Consider the following 16,646-nt stretch of genomic DNA (forward strand, 5'->3'; position numbering starts at 1 on the left):
CTCGCGATGGCGGCCTGACAGTCGATGATGCGGTGACTGATGGGGCCTCATCGCGAGCAAGCTCGCTCCCACAAAGGTATTGCGGTGTTGCTGGGTCAGAGCAACTCAAAACTCTGCTGCTTCACGTCCTGGGAATCCAGGCCGATCTGCACGTTGAACTTGCCTGGCTCTGCCGCGTACTTGAGCTGCGCGTTGAAGAACTTCAGGTCGTCTTCGGTGATGTCGAAGTGGATGACCTTCTTCTCGCCGGCCTTGAGCATGACCTTGCGGAAGTTTTTCAGCTCCTTCACCGGACGGATGATCGAGCCGGTAACGTCCTGGATGTACAGCTGCACCACGGTTTCGCCGTCACGATCGCCGGTGTTTTCCAGAGTGATGCTGGCGTCGAGCTTGCCGGTCTTGTTCAGCGTGGTGGACGACAGGGCCATGTCCGACAGGCTGAACGTCGTGTAGCTCAGCCCATAGCCGAACGGGTAGAGCGGGCCGGTGGTGTCGTCGAAGTACTGCGAGGTGTAGTTGCCTGGCTTGCCCGGCGTGAACGGCCGACCAATGCTCAGGTGGTTGTAGTAGGTCGGAATCTGCCCGACCGAGCGTGGGAACGTGATCGGCAGCTTGCCCGACGGGTTGTAGTCGCCGAACAGCACGTCCGCGATGGCGTTGCCGCCTTCGGTACCGCTGAACCAGGTTTCCAGGATCGCATCGGCCTGCTGTTTTTCTTCCAGCAACGACAGCGGGCGGCCATTCATCAACACCAGCACCAACGGCTTGCCGGTGGCCTTCAGGGCCTTGATCAGCTCGCGCTGGCTGGCGGGGATGTTCAGTTCGGTACGGCTCGACGATTCATGGGACATGCCACGGGACTCGCCCACGGCGGCGACGACTACGTCCGCTTCTTTCGCGGCTTTCACCGCTTCATCGATCAGCACTTGGGCCGGACGCGGATCGTCCACCACTTCCGGGGCATCGAAGTTGAGGAAGTTCAGGTAATCGAGCACCTTCTTGTCGCCCGTGATGTTGGCGCCACGGGCATAGATCAGCTTCGACTCACCGCCCAACGCGCGGGCCATGCCGTCATACACCGTGACCGACAACGCCGGTCGCCCGGCGGCGGCCCAACTGCCCATCATGTCGATCGGCGCCTTGGCCAGCGGGCCGACCAGGGCGATCTTCGCGGTTTTCTTCAGGGGCAGAGTCTGGTTGCGGTTTTCCAGCAGCACCAGGCTGCGGCGCGCCACGTCACGGGCATCGGCGCGGTGCATGCGGTTGTCGGCATAGACATCGGCCGGGTCGTCCTCGGCCTTGCCGATACGCAGGTACGGATCCTTGAACAAGCCCATGTCGTACTTGGCGGCCAGCACTTCACGCACCGCGTTGTCGAGGTCGCTCTGCTCGATCTCGCCCGCCTTGAGCAGCCCTGGCAGCTCCTTGCCATAGAGCGAGTCGTTCATGCTCATGTCGATGCCGGCCTTGATCGCTAGCCTGGCCGCTTCGCGACCGTCCCGAGCGACGCCATGCTTGATCAGCTCGAAAATCGCGCCGTGGTCACTGACGGCCAGGCCCTTGAAGCCCCATTCCTTGCGCAGCAGGTCGTGCATCAACCATGTGTTCGCGGTGGCCGGTACGCCGTTGATGGAATTCAGCGCGACCATCACCCCGCCCGCGCCGGCGTCGATGGCGGCGCGATAGGGCGGCAGGTAGTCCTGGTACATTTTCACCGGGCTCATGTCCACGGTGTTGTAGTCCCGGCCGCCTTCCACGGCGCCGTAAAGGGCGAAGTGCTTGACGCTGGCCATGATGCTGTCGGCGGCGTTGGCGCCGGTGCCCTGGAACGCCTTGACCATCACCCCGGCAATGCGCGACACCAGATAAGTGTCTTCGCCGAAGCCTTCGGAGGTCCGGCCCCAGCGTGGATCGCGGGAGATATCGACCATGGGCGCGAAGGTGATGTCGATGCTGTCGGCCGCTGCTTCCTTGGCCGCGATGCGGCCGGAGCGGTAGATGGCGTCCATGTCCCAGCTCGAGGCCAGGGCCAGGGGAATCGGGAAAATGGTGCGATGGCCATGAATCACATCATAGGCGAAGAACATCGGGATCTTCAGCCGGCTGCGCATGGCCGCGTCCTGCATCGGACGGTTCTCATCGCGGGTAATGGAGTTGAATGTGCCTCCGATGTTGCCGGCGGCGATTTCCTTGCGGATCATCTCCCGGGGCATCTCCGGGCCGATGCTGATCAGGCGCAGCTGGCCGATCTTTTCCTCGAGGGTCATTTGCTTCATCAGGCTGCTGATGAAAGCGTCCTTGTTCTCTATGGGGGCTGGCAGGTTGTCGGCTAATACGGATTGACTGGCCAGACTGACAAACAGGCCCAGCAAACACAGCTTCTTCATGAATAGTTTTCTCGCAAGCCTAAAGGGCGGTGATCAGGACACGCCGGTCAGCCTAAATGTGAGGAACGGCTATTGTTGTTCGGGTGTTATCCAGTTAAATGCAGCACACTTTCGAACCTGTGCCGATGAACTTAGTTTCGCACTGCGCATCTTTTAGCCCATAGACCCGATTCGATCCAGTGCGGCGGCGATTATGCCCCAGACGCCGGTAAGATAGGTGGCGGTGTTTTCTTAATGCAATACAAGGGAGAGCTTCACCCGATGATTCGACGACTGAACCACCGCAGCGCGCTGCAAATGCTGGCCCTGATGCTGTTCACCACGCTGCTGGCCGGTTGCGGCATCAACAACATCCCGACCCTGGACGAGCAGGCAAAGGCGGCCTGGGGCCAGGTGCAGAACCAATACCAGCGCCGCGCCGACCTGATTCCCAACCTGGTGGAGACCGTCAAGGGTTATGCCCAGCATGAGCAGGAAACCTTGACGGCGGTGATCGAAGCCCGGGCCAAGGCCACGTCCATTCAGGTCGATGCCAGCACCCTGGACAACCCGGAAAAACTCAAGCAGTTCCAGCAGGCCCAGGACCAGTTGAGTGGCGCATTGAGCCGCCTGATGGTGGTATCCGAGCGCTACCCGGACCTGAAGGCCAACCAGAACTTCCTGGCCTTGCAATCGCAACTCGAAGGCACCGAGAACCGCATCGCCGTGGCGCGTCGTGATTTCATCCTGGCCGTGCAGAAATACAACACAGAGATTCGTACCTTCCCGGGTCGCCTGTGGCACAGCGTGATGTACAGCGATCTGCCAGTTCGCGAGACCTTCGAGGCCACCAGCCCGAATGCCGAAAAAGCGCCTGAAGTGAAGTTCTGATGGAGCAGCCTCAAGTTCTGAGCGGCAAGCTGCAAGCTCAGGTAACGCGTACGGCTTTCGGCTTGAGGCTTGCTGCTCGACGCTTGAAGCTGTTCGTGCTGTTGCTCTGGGCTTTTGCAGCCACGGCCCAGGCAGAATTGAGCTTCCCGGCGCTGACCGGGCGGGTGGTGGACACCGCCCAGTTGCTCGACCCATCGGTGCGCACGCAACTCGATGCGCAACTCAAGGCCCATGAACAGGCCACCGGCGAGCAGGTGGTTGTCGTTACGCTGGCGAACCTTCAAGGCGCCAGCATCGAAGACTTCGGTTATCAATTGGGGCGCCATTGGGGCATCGGGCAAAAGGATAAAAACAACGGCGCGCTGCTGATCGTCGCCCGCGATGACCGTAAACTGCGCATCGAAGTGGGTTACGGGCTGGAAGATCGCCTGACCGACGCCCAGAGTTCGGTGATCATCAACCAGGTGATCACCCCGGCGTTCAAGACGGGCAACTTCAACAAGGGCATCAGTGACGGTGTGGCGGCGATGCTCGTGGTGTTGGGTGGCAACCCCCTCGATGAACCGGCTGCGGCATACAGCGCGGGCAGTGCGGACGAGGGCGATTTCGTCGAGCGCCACCCAGGCTTGTTCATCTTCCTCGCGATGCTTTTCATCCTGACGATTTTCGTTTGCCAAGTGCTCGGTATCCTGCCCAGCGGAGGGGGCTCCGGCGCAAGTTATAGAGGCGGAGGAGGCGGCTTCGGCGGCGGTGGTGGCGGTGGCTTCAGCGGTGGTGGCGGCAGTTTCGGCGGCGGCGGTTCGTCCGGCGGCTGGTGACAATAACAATGAGCGGGCATTTTCAAACATGGCATTACTGACTGAACACGAACAGCGCAAAGTGGCCGAGGCGATCGCTCGGGTCGAGCGCGACACCGACGCCGAACTGGTCACGGTGCTCGCCGCCCGCGCCGATGACTACGCCTATATCCCCTTGCTCTGGGCCAGCCTGCTGGCGCTGGTGGTGCCGGGCATCCTGCATTACGTGACGGGATGGCTGAGCGTGCATAGCCTGTTGTGGGTGCAATGGGGTGGTTTCATCGTGCTGTGCCTGATGTTTCGCATTCCTGCCGTCACCACGCACCTCATTCCTCGCTCGGTACGCCACTGGCGGGCTTCCAACCTGGCGCGCCGGCAATTCCTCGAACAGAACCTGCATCACACCGTAGGCAGCACCGGCATGCTCATTTTCGTCTGCGAGGCCGAGCGGTATGTGGAAATCCTGGTGGACGAGGGTATTTCCAAGCGACTCGACAACAGCCATTGGGATGCCATTGTCGGTACGTTCACCCAGCAGGTTCGCCAGGGCCAGACGTTGCAAGGTTTTGTGGCGTGCATCGAGGCTTGCGGCGAATTGCTCAAGGAGCACGTGCCGGTGACCCATGCGCGTAATGAGCTGCCGAATCGGTTGGTGGTGTTGGGCTGATTGGCTGCAGGCCACCATGGCGAAGGCGCCTTTGTGGCGAGGGAGCTTGCTCCCGCTGGACCGCGAAGCGGTCCCCATCGATTCCAGGGTCAGGCAACGGGCTCGCACATCGACGACTGCTTCGCAGCCGAGCGGGAGCAAGCTCCCTCGCCACAAAAGCGCGCTGCCACCTAGATTGCGCTGCGCATTTCGCACCGTTGGGGAAATTCCCCGTGCCCCCGCATCCGATCCCCCCTAAAATACCCGTCATTCCCGATCCGCCCGCCCCGAGGCCGCTTTTCCATGTCCGTCACCGCAACTCCCACCCGTCCCGGGCCGGATCACCACGCACAGTTCATCGAGCTTTTGCAAACCAGTCTCGAACAAAACGCGTTCATCAAGCTGGTGCTGGCCAAGTACGTCGGTGACGAAAGCGATCTGCAGCGGCTGATCGTCAAGCAACTGACCGTCAAGGACCAGCCGTGCCTGTCCTTTGTCTATCGCTACAAGACCCGCGACATCACCAAGAATTTTTCGCTGGCCGAAGGCGTGGATGCCATCGCCACGCTGTTGCCGACTTCGTTCAAGAATGCTCACTTGTTGGCGATTACCGACGAGGCGCAGTTGGAATACAGCAAGAAAGGCAAGAGCTCGCTGTTCAAGAGCAAGCCGCAGCAACTGCGGGAAGTACCGTCCGCCGGGCACAACCGCGAGAAAAACCGCTTCCTCGACCTGAATCGGCCCTTTTTGGCCGACCTGGGGGTGACCAACCATAAGCACGAATTGATCCCGGCCATGTCGCGCAAGTGGAAGCAGATCAACAAGTTCATCGAAGTGTTCAGCCACGCGCTGACATCTTCGCCATTGGCCTTGGACAAGCCGGTGCGAGTCTCGGATTTCGGCTCGGGCAAGGGCTACCTGACCTTCGCCATCCATGATTACTTGCGCAACACCTTGCAGGCCGAAGGCGTGGTGACGGGTGTCGAGCTGCGCGAAGACATGGTCAAGCTGTGCAATGAAGCCGCGGCACGACTGGAGCATCCGGGCCTGAGTTTCCAGCACGGTGACGTGCGCACCGTGGCGCCGAGCGCGGTGGATGTGATGATCGCCTTGCACGCCTGCGACATCGCCACCGATTACGCTATCCACATGGGCATCCGCTCGGGCGCCTCGATCATCATGTGCTCACCGTGCTGCCACAAGCAGATCCGCCTGCAAATCCAGAGCCCGGCGCTGCTCAAGCCGATGTTGCAATATGGCCTGCACCTGGGCCAGCAGGCGGAAATGGTCACCGACAGTTTGCGGGCGTTGTTCCTCGAAGCCTGCGGCTACGAGACCAAGGTGTTCGAGTTCATTTCCCTGGACCACACCAACAAGAACAAGATGATCCTTGCGGTCAAACGCCCCGAACCGGTGGAGCCTACCGAACTGCTGGCCAGGATCGACGAACTCAAGGCGTTCTACCACATTACCGAGCACTGCCTCGAAACGCTGCTGCGGGCGGATGGTTACCTGGCCTGACAAACCGATCTGAACCCTGTGGGAGCGAGCCTGCTCGCGAAGAACGATAACGCGGAATATCTGACAAACCGCGCTGCCTGATTCGCGAGCCTGCTCGCTCCCACCCATCAAGTGGTGCAGTCTGTCAGTTAATGGCGGGCTGTCGTTACAGCGGTCTACCTTTAATGCGTCCACTCTCACGCATTCCAAAGGAGCCCATTCCATGGCCGCCAAGAAAATCCTCATGCTGGTCGGCGATTACGTCGAAGATTACGAAGTCATGGTGCCGTTTCAGGCCCTGCAGATGATCGGCCACACCGTCCATGCCGTGTGCCCGGATAAAACGACCGGGCAGTCTGTCCGCACGGCGATTCATGACTTCGAGGGCGACCAGACCTACAGCGAAAAACCGGGACATCTGTTCGCCCTCAACCATGACTTCGCCAGCGTCGAGGCGGCCGACTACGATGCGTTGCTGGTGCCAGGCGGTCGCGCTCCGGAATACTTGCGGCTGAATGAAAAAGTCTTGCAACTGGTGCGCGATTTTGACTTGGCGGGCAAGCCGATCGCGGCGGTGTGCCACGGGGCGCAATTGCTGGCGGCGGCGGGCATCCTGGAGGGGCGCGAGTGCAGCGCCTATCCGGCCTGTGCCCCGGAAGTGCGCTTGGCCGGCGGGACGTTCATCGACATCCCGGTGACCGAAGGCCATGTCCAGGGCAACCTCGCCACGGCACCGGCCTGGCCGGCGCACCCGAGCTGGCTGGCGGGGTTCCTGACGTTGCTCGGTACGGCGATTACCCTATAGGGCGCCGGGCCAATCGGAGCGGTCTAGACCTCCACCGGCACCGACAGCTTCGGATCGCCCAGTGGATGGCTCTTGGCATCGAAGAAACGCAGCTCTGTGTCCAAACCCTGGAACAGCTTGGCGTAATGCCGTTTCTGGTGCTGGATGAACGCCTGGCTGCGTGGGTAGATCGAGATGGCGACGGTCTTCGGCGCGGCTTGGCGCAAGGCATCGACAATGTGGCTGTCCTGCTCGCCCAGGGCGTGGCCGAACAGGCACAGATTGTCGTGGTGGTGCAGCAGTTGGTCGTAGCAGAACGACAGATAGTCGCTGCTGCGAATCGTTTTGAGTTTGTCCTGGCTCGGCCCTTCGCTGACCAACAACGGCACATCGTCGAGGGTCTTGATGGTGTTGTTGATGGCGAAGCTGCCCAGCAGCGTGCCTTCGGTGGAGGTGAGCTTGCGTGCCGTGCCGTCCTGGTTGCGCACCAGGTGCAGGCCACCGTGCAGGTACAAGAGACGGGGTTTGTCGAGGTGGGCCTGGCTCAGGTCAAAGCTGTGGTCGGCCCCCAGGAACAGATCGGTGAGGGTTTCGGGCGCTTGTTGGATCGCCCAATAGCTCAGCAGATCGTAGTTGGTGGTAAACACCGTACGGTAGCTACCCAGTTCCTGATTGAGGTTCTCCAGGGTCGACGGTTGTACCAACCGCCAAGGAATATGCACCGCATGTACGGTGTTGATCAGCGCTTCCTTGATCGCGTAATAACGATTGCGCGGCGCCGCGGAGCTGACGGCCAAGGCCTTGTTGACCCGACTGGTGGTTTTCAGCGCCCCCAGCACTTGTTCGAAACTGCGTGTCTGCAGCGCGTCGAAGACGCTCAGTTCCGACGCGCTCAAGGGTTTTTCCTCGACGGTGCGGGCGTTCTCGAACAACGAGTCATAGCCGAAATCATCCCACACGGCGCGGCTGGCGCCATTGCCCACCAACAAGCCGCTGAAGGCGGTGTCGGCGCGCAAGGTCTCCCAATCTTCGAGCCGGGCGTCGTATTCCTGGAAATCGGTCATCGCGAAAATCATCTCAAAACGTGGCTAAGGCAGGGCGTGACTTTATCACGACCCAGTCTTGAGCCAGATCGAGATGCGTTTTGAACAGTCGATTTCCTGTGTTTTTACCGACCCGGTCCATTTGGCGTGAACCTGGCGCACAGCGTCGCCGCCGTCGCCAATAACATGCATAAAACCGCGAGTGGCCACGCCTGTTGGCTTAGCAAGAGGCTGGCAATCGCGCCGATCATAGACGCCATCAGCTGGTGCAGGAAACCGCTCAACGCCATGGCGTAAGCGCCGGCGATCGGCGAGCCTTCGTTTGCCAGCGACAGGCTGATCGGATAATTCAACGACTGGCCGAACACCGCGAAGCAGTATGGCAACCAGAACAAAAGCGCGACGCTGCTCAATGAAACGCTTCCTGCCAGCATGGTCGCGCTGCCACCCAGGACCAGGGCAATGCCCCAACCCATCAGCCGGCGCTGGCCCGTGCGCAGCACAAAGGCATTGACCGCGAGCGCGCCCAGCAAGTACGCGCCGCTGATCGGCCAGCCCAACAGCCCATACTCGATGGCAGACCAGTGAAAGCCCTGTTGCAGGATCAGCGGCGCGGCGGTGTTGAAGGCGATGATCACGCCATAACCCAACCCGCCCGCCAACGCAGGCAACAGAAAACCACGATGCTGGAGTATCCGTACGTAGATCCCCCAAGCCGACTGTCCATTGCTGTTTTCGGCAAGTACCGGGAACGCCGCCGTGGACACCGCGGCGGCCATGACCAGGCTGGCCGCGCCCAATCCGAGAAAAATCGCCTCCCATCCAAACGCAGCCTGGATCAGTGAGCCGAGGTACTGGCCGATGCCGAGGGCAACCACGAAGGCGATCGATATCCAGGACAAGGCCTTGGCCAGCTGGTCGCCGCTGAAGCTGTCACGGATCAGCACCCTCGCCATCACCGAAATACCGCTGGCGCCGACGCCCTGGACCAACCTGAACGCCAGGAACGTTTCTATCGTCGTACCCAACGGCAGCGCCAGGTTTGCGAGGCCGTACAGCGTCAATGCCGCCAACAGCACCGGTTTGCGTCCAAGACGCTGGCTCAGGCTGCCCCACATCAGCATCGGCAAGGCCATGCCGACCAGGTACACCGACAACCCCCACGACACTCGGGATGCATCGGCGCTCAGAGCCTGGGCGATATCCGGCAGGGCTGGCAGATAGATGCTCATGCCCAGCTGTGCCAGGAAGACCGTGGTGCAGGTGACGATCAGTGTTGTACGGTTTTTCATCAAGGGCTCGTTTCAAGGACGGATATCACGGCCGTGGGCCACCAAAAGACTGGTCAGCTGTTCGCAGAACAAACGAATCACGTCCGGCTCCATGTCGGCGCGCAGGGTGATGCGGATCGCGGCCTTGTCTTGCGGCACCACGGGGAAAAAGACCGCTGAAGTGAAATACCCCAGGTCGGCCAACTCCACCGCCAGGCGGGTAGCCAGGGCTGCCTCACCGCAGCGCACCAGGCGGATTGCCATGGGGCTTGCATACTGTTCGGTGCGGATGAGGCTGTCGAAAAAACGGATATTAGCCTGCAAACGTTCTTGCAAGGCGTGGAATTCTCGACTGCGATGCAAGCGGATCGAGGCCATGCCGGCGCCGATAGCCGCCGAATTGAGGCTCTGCGACCAGTTGGCGGGGCCGCCGTAACGCTGCATCAGCGTCTTGTGCCGCTCGCTGCCGAACATGGCCAGCCCGCCACTGGCCCCGAAGGACTTGGCCAGCGAGGCGACGATCAGGGTTCGCTCATCCAAGGCGTGGATCCGTGAGCGTACCCGACCGATGCCGCAGGGCCCCACGGTAGACACGGCATGGGAATCGTCCAAATAAAGGAACAGACCATAGCGCTGTTTGAGGTACAACAAACTGTCCAGGTCCGCCATGCCGCCCATGCTGTAGGCGCCGTCCGTCACGTAGGCCACGTTGCCCTGGCGTTTGCAGACGTCCTCAAGAAAATCCATGTCGTTGTGTGGGCAGGTGAGGACCTGGGTTTCATCCGCACACGCGGCCTTGATATGGTTCATCGAGTAGTGGGCGTGCTTGTCGAACACCATCACCGGCGGGCGGTTTTTCGTCAGCGCGCCGCTGGCCAGCAGCGGCAGGATTCCCGCACTCGCCGCACTGCAGGACAGCGCACTGAGGCAGCTGGCGCCGAACAGCTCCGACAGCTGGGTTTCGTATTGGTCCAGGATTGCTAGCCGGCTGCGGTTTCTGGAGTTGGCGACACGCAGTGTTCCTGTTTCCCACAGCGTGGTCATGGCGCCATCCAGCAAGGCGGGGTGATAATCCAGGCCCAGGTACGACGTGGTGCAAAAGTGATGCAAGGTGCGACCGTATTGGTCGATGAGCACGTTGGGAGACTGGACCTCGACGTTCAGTCCAGCGATCTTTCCGTTTTCGGCGTTCTGCCAGTCCCGGTCCGCCAGGGAAATGATTTTGCGATAGTTACTGAAGTGCTGAGTGGGCTGCGCAATCTGGTCCATGGCGTGAATACATTCCTTGGTTAGCGTTGCTGTCCGTGGGGCTTGTGTGTCCAGACTTTACAGACCGATGGGTGGGGCTTTGAATCGGCTGATTCCGGCGTGTTTGAGTGTTACCGGAGACTTCTGCGTAGGACCCTGCCTAGGACCTTGGCCGGGAAATCCATTTGCCATGTCGGAGCTGCTTCCTGGCCTCTGAGCCCGGGGCGTTTGCTATCCTCAGGCGTCTGGGCACCCCGCGTGTCGATACCCTGCGCTATCCTCATCGGTACCGTGGGGGGCGCGTCGGCTTTGCATGCTCCGTCGGCGTCATGAACGGGGGCGACCCGGTTCGCCCATTGCTTGATTACCCGGATGGCTTGCGCGTCATGGACACCCGAAACTCCACGCCGTTGGCCAGTTACCTCGACCTGCTGCTCGATGCCGTCTGCGCCGTCGATGTCCAGGGACGCTTCGTATTCGTCAGCGCCGCCTGCGAGCGTATTTTCGGCTATACCCCCCAGGAACTGATCGGTCGGTCGATGATCGAGCTGGTTCATCCCGCCGATCGCCAACGGACCCTCGAGGCGGCGCGGGAGATCATGGGGGGCGAGCCCAAGCTCAATTTCGAAAACCGCTATCTGCGCAAGGACGGTGGCGTGGTGCACATCTTGTGGTCGGCGCGCTGGTCGGAGGCTGACCAGCTTCGGATCGCCGTGGCTCGCGACATCACCGAGCGCAAGCAGGCGGAATCCAGGCAGGCCGCGTTGTATGCAATTTCCGAGGCGGCCCATGCCGCCGCCGACTTGCTGGCATTATTCAAGCGTATCCACCTCATCATTGGCGAGTGGTTGCCGGCGCTGAATTTCTCGGTGGCGTTGTATGACGAGCAGTGCGCACAGCTCAACTTTGCCTATCACGTCGACGATCGAGAACGACAGCCCGAGCTGCCTGGCACGGCTATCGGGCGCTTGTGCGCCGAAGTGGTACGCAGCGGCCAGCCGATCCTGCTCACGCCCGGTTGCAGCTCGTCGCCCGTGGAATTCTGCGACCTAGTGGCGAAGCCTGATGCGCCTTGCTGGCTGGGTGTACCGCTGAATTCGCAAGGCAGTACGATCGGCGCATTGATCGTCAAGAGTGCTCCGGACAGTGGTCGCTATACGGAGCAGGACAAGGAATTGCTGCAATACGTCTGCGCCCAGATCACCCTCGCCATCGAGCGCCAACAACTGCACGCCCGGCTTCAGCACATGGCGCAGTACGACCAACTGACCCAGGTACCCAACCGTGAGTTGCTGCGGGATCGGTTCAAGGCCGCGTTGGCCACGGCCCGTGTTGTTTCCGGACGGATGGCGTTGTTGTACATCGACCTGGATCGTTTCAAGCAAGTCAACGACACCTACGGCCATGGCGTCGGCGATATGCTGCTGCAAGCGGTCGCCAGCCGATTGAAGGGGTGCATACGTGACGCCGACACCGTCGCGCGCATCGGTGGCGATGAGTTCGTCGTGTTGCTCCATAGCGTCCACAGCGTGGAAGATGCCGGCAGGGTACAGGAGAAAATTCGTCTCGCATTGGCCCAACCTCTGCGGCTGGACGGCCACTGTCTCAGCATCGAGCCGAGCATCGGTCTGGCCTGTTTTCCTGACCACGGGACCGAAGACGTAACGCTGTTCCGCCATGCCGATGAGGCGATGTACGCAGCCAAGCGCCACAATCATAGGGCTTTCGGCATTTGAATTCGCGCCACCGTTCGTCGTGGCGTGAGCGTTTTCTCCAAACCTTGAATCCCAGGTCACTTCAAATGAATACGGGGCAAGCGTGCCCATCATTCTTTGTTTACGGAGGGTTGGACTATGGGCGGATCAAGCAACATTTATCCGGGAAACATTGCCCACGATCGAACGAAGGTGTCCGAAGCGGGTCGCAAAAGTGGGAGAACCACCATCGCGAGTGTCGATAAAAGTCCGCTGAAAGCCGAGATTGGCCGCAAGCCGGGCGGGACGTCTCGCTGAATGTTCAACGGTGGTTCTGATTTCTGCGGCGCAAATCCCGTCGCAATATCTTTCAGAGGAGGGCGCGACCATGAGCCGGATGGCCACCTTTTTACGCACCACCAGTGTTGTTGTACTGATGGGCCTGGGTGCCAACAGTGCGTGGGCCCAGTCACCTGTCGAATTCATCAACGATGCATCCGCCAAAGGCATGGCCGACATCGAAGCCAGCCGCGAGGCACATTCGAAGGCGGAGTCACGGGAAGTCAAGGATTACACCATCATGGTGATCAACGACCGCACCACCGCCAACCAACATCTGGCGAAGATCGCCAAGAAACTCGACTTGCCTGTCGCGCCGCGGGAAGTAGTGGCGGACAAAGCGAAGACCCTGCAGCCGCAAGTCGCCGAGGGCGAGTCGTTTGAAGCGGCGTATGCCGCCAGCCAGGTCAAGGCCACTGAGGACGCCATCGCGCAGATCCAGCAGCAGGCCCAGACCACTGACGTGCCGGAGATCAAGGCATTCGCCGACGAAACCCTGCCTAAATTGCAGACGCACCTTGAAATGGCCAGGGCCCTGCAAGCCAGCCGTTGATCTCCGCTGCACCTGTGTCAATTCCAGGGCCGGGGCGCCAACGTCCCGGCTTGTTTTGCCCGCTGAAAAGGAGAACCTCGATGTCTACACGCCGAGAACCCAACCAATACGCGATGCAGAATCCGCTGACCCAATACCCGCGTCCGGAATTTCCCGACCAGCCGCAGTCACCCCCTGGCATTGATCAGGATATGGAACCGCAACCGGATCATGGTGAAAAAAGCTATCAAGGTTTTGGTCGCCTGGAGGGGCGCAAGGCCTTGATCACGGGCGGCGATTCGGGGATTGGTCGCGCCGCTGCCATCGCCTACGCCCGGGAAGGGGCTGATGTCGCGATCAATTATCTGCCCAGCGAAGAGCGCGATGCACAACAAGTCATCGAACTGATCAAGGCTGAGGGCCGCAAGGCCATCGCCATACCAGGCGACCTGAAGGATGAGGCGTTCTGTGTCCAGATGGTGAAGATGGCGCAGCAGCAACTCGATGGCCTGGATATCCTGGTGAATGTCGCCGGTAAGCAGGAGGCGCAAAAAGACATTGCCGACATCACCACCGCGCAATTCGATGACACCATGAAGACCAACATCTATGCGATGTTCTGGATCTGCAAGGCTGCTGTTCCGCTGATGCCAGCTGGGGCAACCATCATCAATACCGCCTCTATCCAATCCTACGATCCGTCCGCGACGCTGCTGGACTACGCCACCACCAAAGCGGCAATCGTGGCGTTTACCAAGGCGCTGGCCGGGCAAGTCATCAGCAAGGGCATTCGTGTCAATGCAGTCGCGCCGGGTCCAATCTGGACCGTGCTGCAACCCAGCGGCGGACAACCTAGGGAGAAGATTCCTACGTTCGGCTCCCAGGTTCCGATGAAACGTCCGGGCCAACCCGCTGAATGCGCGCCGCTTTATGTACTGCTCGCTTCCCAGGAGTCGAGCTATATCACCGGGGAAGTATTTGGCGTGACGGGAGGCAACCCGTTGCCCTGATGCCCAAGGGAGTGCGCGAGTGGCATGGGCCCCTCGCGCATCAGTATCAGCATTGGTTCAGGTCTACCTTTTTTTCCTGTTCGACGCCATCAAGGCTCTTGGCGTCGACCTTGCCCATGTCCTGATACCGCTTCCTCAACGCTTCAAGTTGTTTGAGATCAAGCGACTCGAGACCGAGCATTGCGTTCTGCGCGTCCTTGGACGCCCGAAGCAATTCATCCACTTTCAGGTGCAGGATATCCGTATCGCGGTTCTGCGTATTCTGGATGAGGAACACCATCAGGAAGGTGATGATCGTGGTCGAGGTGTTGATGATCAGTTGCCAGGTATCGTTGAAACCGAACAAAGGTCCGCTGGCAGCCCAGAGCGCCAACAGCACGATGGCCCCTAGGAAGGTCTTGGGGCTCCCGGCCCAGAGGGATAGTTTTTGAGCGATTTTGGCGAACGTCATTGCTGTGTTTCCTTTTGGGATGCACCTGTCTGGTGAGACAGCAACGAGGCGGTGAAAATTCTACTTACATTTCAATCGCAAGGTCCCTTACGTTCATCGTGCAGCACGATGACAGTCGCAACCATTGCCGCTGCCACGGGTCACTCATGAAAGCCCTCAGCATTGGAGTACATCATGAATATCGCCCGCACCCTTTGCCTCGCCTGCTGCCTGTTCGCTTTGCAAGGCTGCTTCGACAACTCGGGTAACGAGACCAAGGACAACACCGACGGCAGCAAGTCTTCGGTGCAGATGCAGGAGTCCAAGTCGGAGAGCAAGTAGAATCGGTGAAACGGTGGGAGCGAGCTTGCTCGTGATGGCTCTGTGTCAGACAACCTGATATCGCTGACCCTACGCCATCGCGAGCAAGCTCGCTCACACCGGTTCGTGTTTCGTCAGTGATTGCTCATCGCCCTTGCTGCAGCACCTTCAGCGCTGCCGATGCGAGGAAGCCGGAGCGGCTCTTCTCTTCGGGATGGTGCAATACATATTCATCGATCCGGTTGAGCAGGTAGCCGGGTAACGTGATGTTGAGTTTCTGCGCCTTGCCCAGGTACTTGGTCACATCGATGTCCACCAGCGCCCAGGTGCAACCGGCGTATTGTGGGTTGGCTGCGTGCAGGGTAACGGTGTTGGCCGATGGAATGGGCGAACCGTCTTCGGCCAGAATCTCGAAATGACCCTCGATGGCCTCCCGCGCCATCGCCATGGCCTCGTCCAGGTCGTCACCTGCGGAAAAACAACCGGGAATATCCGGCACTTCCACACCCCAGGCGTGCTTGTCATCGCCCATGGAAATCGCAATTGGGTAAAGCATTCAATCGTCCTCTGGAAAAGCGCGGCAACCAGGCGTCTGGAGGAGGGCCTGTTGCAAGATAGTGATAGCCGTCTTCTTGAGCAGGTCCTTCTTGGGATGAGGAACCGTAACCAGCCCCGGTTTGGTTGGGTGTTTGAAGTGATGGTGACTGCCTCGGATACGCACCAGATACCAACCATCCGCAACAATTTGGCTTATCAAAAATCGGCTGTTCACAACACCTCCCTGTGGTGTCATCGGTAAGTACTATACCTACTGAAGAAAAATGATCAACACCATAACCACCATTGAGGACGGTTGGGGCTGGCGAGCTCTTTGCTTGGAGTCTAGGAGCAGCGTCACGCTAGGGTGGGAAAGGGCGGGTTGGCTTTATTTCGGGATGTGAGACGGGGTGGTTGATATTGACGTGGCGAGGGAGCTTGCTGCCGCTGGGCTGCGGAGCAGCCCTGGTTTTTCAGCGTATCCGCTACAAATCCATAGGACTCACGACTGCTGCACAAACGTCAGCCGGACCGCAAAACCGATCAGCAAACCACCAAACACCCACCGCTGCACGCGCTGGGCCGAAGGCGAGCGTTGGAGCCATCGCCCAAGCGCTACACCGATCAATGCATAAGCGCTGTCGAACAGCAGGCCAACGCCGACCAGTACTACACCCAATATCGCGAATTGTCCCAACACAGGCCCGTCCTGTGGATCGATGAATTGCGGGAGCAACACCGAGCAGAACAGCAACGCCTTGGGGTTGAGCAAATTCGTCAACAGACCGCGCCGGATCGCCTGATGCCATTGCCTCTTCCCGATTTCAGCGGCGGCTCCTTCGAAGCGGGGCAACAACGTCGTCCGCAAACATTGAAACCCGATCCAGGCCAGATAAGCAGCTCCGGCCAGGCGCACCGCATCAAACGTCCACGGCGCCGTCTTGAACAATACCGAAAGGCCCATCGCTGCCAGCGCGACATGACATGCCCGGGCAACGCCCAATCCCAGCGCCGTTGCCAATGCCACGCCTTTGCCCTGTCGAGCGCCGGTTTGCAGCACCAGGATCATGTCCGGCCCAGGCAGTAGATACGCCACCGTCAATGCCATGAAAAACAACCAGAGCCCTGTCATTGCAAGCCCTCCGCATTCTGTAGATTGGAGACGCCAGTCTAGGGTCGAAGGGCAGGGCAGGTGGTTGCGTAGTCAGCTTCTAAAGCTCTTGAAATTGGCATAACC

General features: G+C 60.0%; 17 protein-coding genes. 9 read left to right on the forward strand and 8 right to left on the reverse strand.

Annotated features, from left to right (window positions below):
• Positions 1-95 precede the first annotated feature (95 nt).
• On the reverse strand, positions 96-2,387 hold the full coding sequence (gene bglX, locus DOCECA_RS03270) for a beta-glucosidase BglX (protein WP_420766748.1): 2,292 nt from the start codon (positions 2,385-2,387) through the stop codon (positions 96-98).
• Positions 2,388-2,648: 261 nt separating this feature from the next.
• Here bglX and DOCECA_RS03275 point away from each other — a divergent pair, with 261 nt between their 5' ends.
• The 5 genes from DOCECA_RS03275 to DOCECA_RS03295 all read left to right on the forward strand — a co-directional run bounded on the left by DOCECA_RS03275 (position 2,649) and on the right by DOCECA_RS03295 (position 7,005).
• On the forward strand, positions 2,649-3,257 hold the full coding sequence (locus tag DOCECA_RS03275; protein ID WP_420766747.1) for a LemA family protein: 609 nt from the start codon (positions 2,649-2,651) through the stop codon (positions 3,255-3,257).
• Complete coding sequence (locus DOCECA_RS03280) at positions 3,257-4,075, forward strand: TPM domain-containing protein (protein WP_445571438.1); 819 nt, start codon at positions 3,257-3,259, stop codon at positions 4,073-4,075. The genes DOCECA_RS03275 and DOCECA_RS03280 overlap by 1 nt, the downstream gene beginning before the upstream one ends.
• Before the next feature lie 28 nt (positions 4,076-4,103).
• Complete coding sequence (locus DOCECA_RS03285) at positions 4,104-4,721, forward strand: TPM domain-containing protein (RefSeq protein ID WP_420766745.1); 618 nt, start codon at positions 4,104-4,106, stop codon at positions 4,719-4,721.
• 282 nt (positions 4,722-5,003) lie between these two features.
• Complete coding sequence (locus DOCECA_RS03290; RefSeq protein WP_434650179.1) at positions 5,004-6,221, forward strand: class I SAM-dependent methyltransferase; 1,218 nt, start codon at positions 5,004-5,006, stop codon at positions 6,219-6,221.
• Between the two features lie 202 nt (positions 6,222-6,423).
• A complete protein-coding gene (locus tag DOCECA_RS03295) occupies positions 6,424-7,005 on the forward strand; it encodes a DJ-1/PfpI family protein (protein WP_434650180.1) in 582 nt (193 codons plus the stop codon).
• Positions 7,006-7,028: 23 nt separating this feature from the next.
• On the opposite strand, the gene DOCECA_RS03300 is transcribed toward DOCECA_RS03295, so the two are convergent.
• The 3 genes from DOCECA_RS03300 to DOCECA_RS03310 all read right to left on the reverse strand — a co-directional run bounded on the left by DOCECA_RS03300 (position 7,029) and on the right by DOCECA_RS03310 (position 10,567).
• Positions 7,029-8,048 (reverse strand): DUF4917 family protein, encoded by a 1,020-nt coding sequence (locus tag DOCECA_RS03300; protein ID WP_434610054.1) that lies wholly within the window; start codon positions 8,046-8,048, stop codon positions 7,029-7,031.
• A 104-nt stretch (positions 8,049-8,152) separates the two neighbouring features.
• Positions 8,153-9,319: an MFS transporter gene (locus DOCECA_RS03305; protein ID WP_434610057.1), complete on the reverse strand. Its 1,167-nt coding sequence runs from the start codon at positions 9,317-9,319 to the stop codon at positions 8,153-8,155.
• 12 nt (positions 9,320-9,331) lie between these two features.
• Positions 9,332-10,567: an aminotransferase class I/II-fold pyridoxal phosphate-dependent enzyme gene (locus tag DOCECA_RS03310; protein WP_445571439.1), complete on the reverse strand. Its 1,236-nt coding sequence runs from the start codon at positions 10,565-10,567 to the stop codon at positions 9,332-9,334.
• 365 nt (positions 10,568-10,932) lie between these two features.
• Between DOCECA_RS03310 and DOCECA_RS03315 the strand changes: the two genes are divergently transcribed.
• The 3 genes from DOCECA_RS03315 to DOCECA_RS03325 all read left to right on the forward strand — a co-directional run bounded on the left by DOCECA_RS03315 (position 10,933) and on the right by DOCECA_RS03325 (position 14,121).
• Positions 10,933-12,282, forward strand: coding sequence for a sensor domain-containing protein (locus DOCECA_RS03315; RefSeq protein ID WP_420766739.1), 1,350 nt, complete (start codon positions 10,933-10,935; stop codon positions 12,280-12,282).
• 346 nt (positions 12,283-12,628) lie between these two features.
• Positions 12,629-13,132: a DUF4142 domain-containing protein gene (locus DOCECA_RS03320; protein ID WP_420766738.1), complete on the forward strand. Its 504-nt coding sequence runs from the start codon at positions 12,629-12,631 to the stop codon at positions 13,130-13,132.
• A gap of 80 nt (positions 13,133-13,212) precedes the next feature.
• Complete coding sequence (locus tag DOCECA_RS03325) at positions 13,213-14,121, forward strand: SDR family oxidoreductase (RefSeq protein WP_420766737.1); 909 nt, start codon at positions 13,213-13,215, stop codon at positions 14,119-14,121.
• 46 nt (positions 14,122-14,167) lie between these two features.
• On the opposite strand, the gene DOCECA_RS03330 is transcribed toward DOCECA_RS03325, so the two are convergent.
• On the reverse strand, positions 14,168-14,572 hold the full coding sequence (locus tag DOCECA_RS03330) for a low affinity iron permease family protein (RefSeq protein WP_445571440.1): 405 nt from the start codon (positions 14,570-14,572) through the stop codon (positions 14,168-14,170).
• A 174-nt stretch (positions 14,573-14,746) separates the two neighbouring features.
• Here DOCECA_RS03330 and DOCECA_RS03335 point away from each other — a divergent pair, with 174 nt between their 5' ends.
• Positions 14,747-14,893, forward strand: coding sequence for a hypothetical protein (locus DOCECA_RS03335; RefSeq protein WP_434562766.1), 147 nt, complete (start codon positions 14,747-14,749; stop codon positions 14,891-14,893).
• Between the two features lie 124 nt (positions 14,894-15,017).
• Here DOCECA_RS03335 and DOCECA_RS03340 read toward each other — a convergent pair whose 3' ends face one another.
• From DOCECA_RS03340 to DOCECA_RS03350, 3 genes are all read right to left on the reverse strand, one after another.
• On the reverse strand, positions 15,018-15,428 hold the full coding sequence (locus tag DOCECA_RS03340) for a type II toxin-antitoxin system HicB family antitoxin (protein WP_198797116.1): 411 nt from the start codon (positions 15,426-15,428) through the stop codon (positions 15,018-15,020).
• Positions 15,429-15,644, reverse strand: a complete 216-nt coding sequence (locus DOCECA_RS03345; RefSeq protein WP_445571441.1) for a type II toxin-antitoxin system HicA family toxin — start codon at positions 15,642-15,644, stop codon at positions 15,429-15,431. It lies immediately after the preceding gene.
• A gap of 267 nt (positions 15,645-15,911) precedes the next feature.
• Positions 15,912-16,541, reverse strand: coding sequence for a LysE family translocator (locus DOCECA_RS03350; protein ID WP_434610066.1), 630 nt, complete (start codon positions 16,539-16,541; stop codon positions 15,912-15,914).
• Between the last annotated feature and the right edge of the window lie 105 nt (positions 16,542-16,646).

Source organism: Pseudomonas sp. E102, from assembly GCF_052660185.1.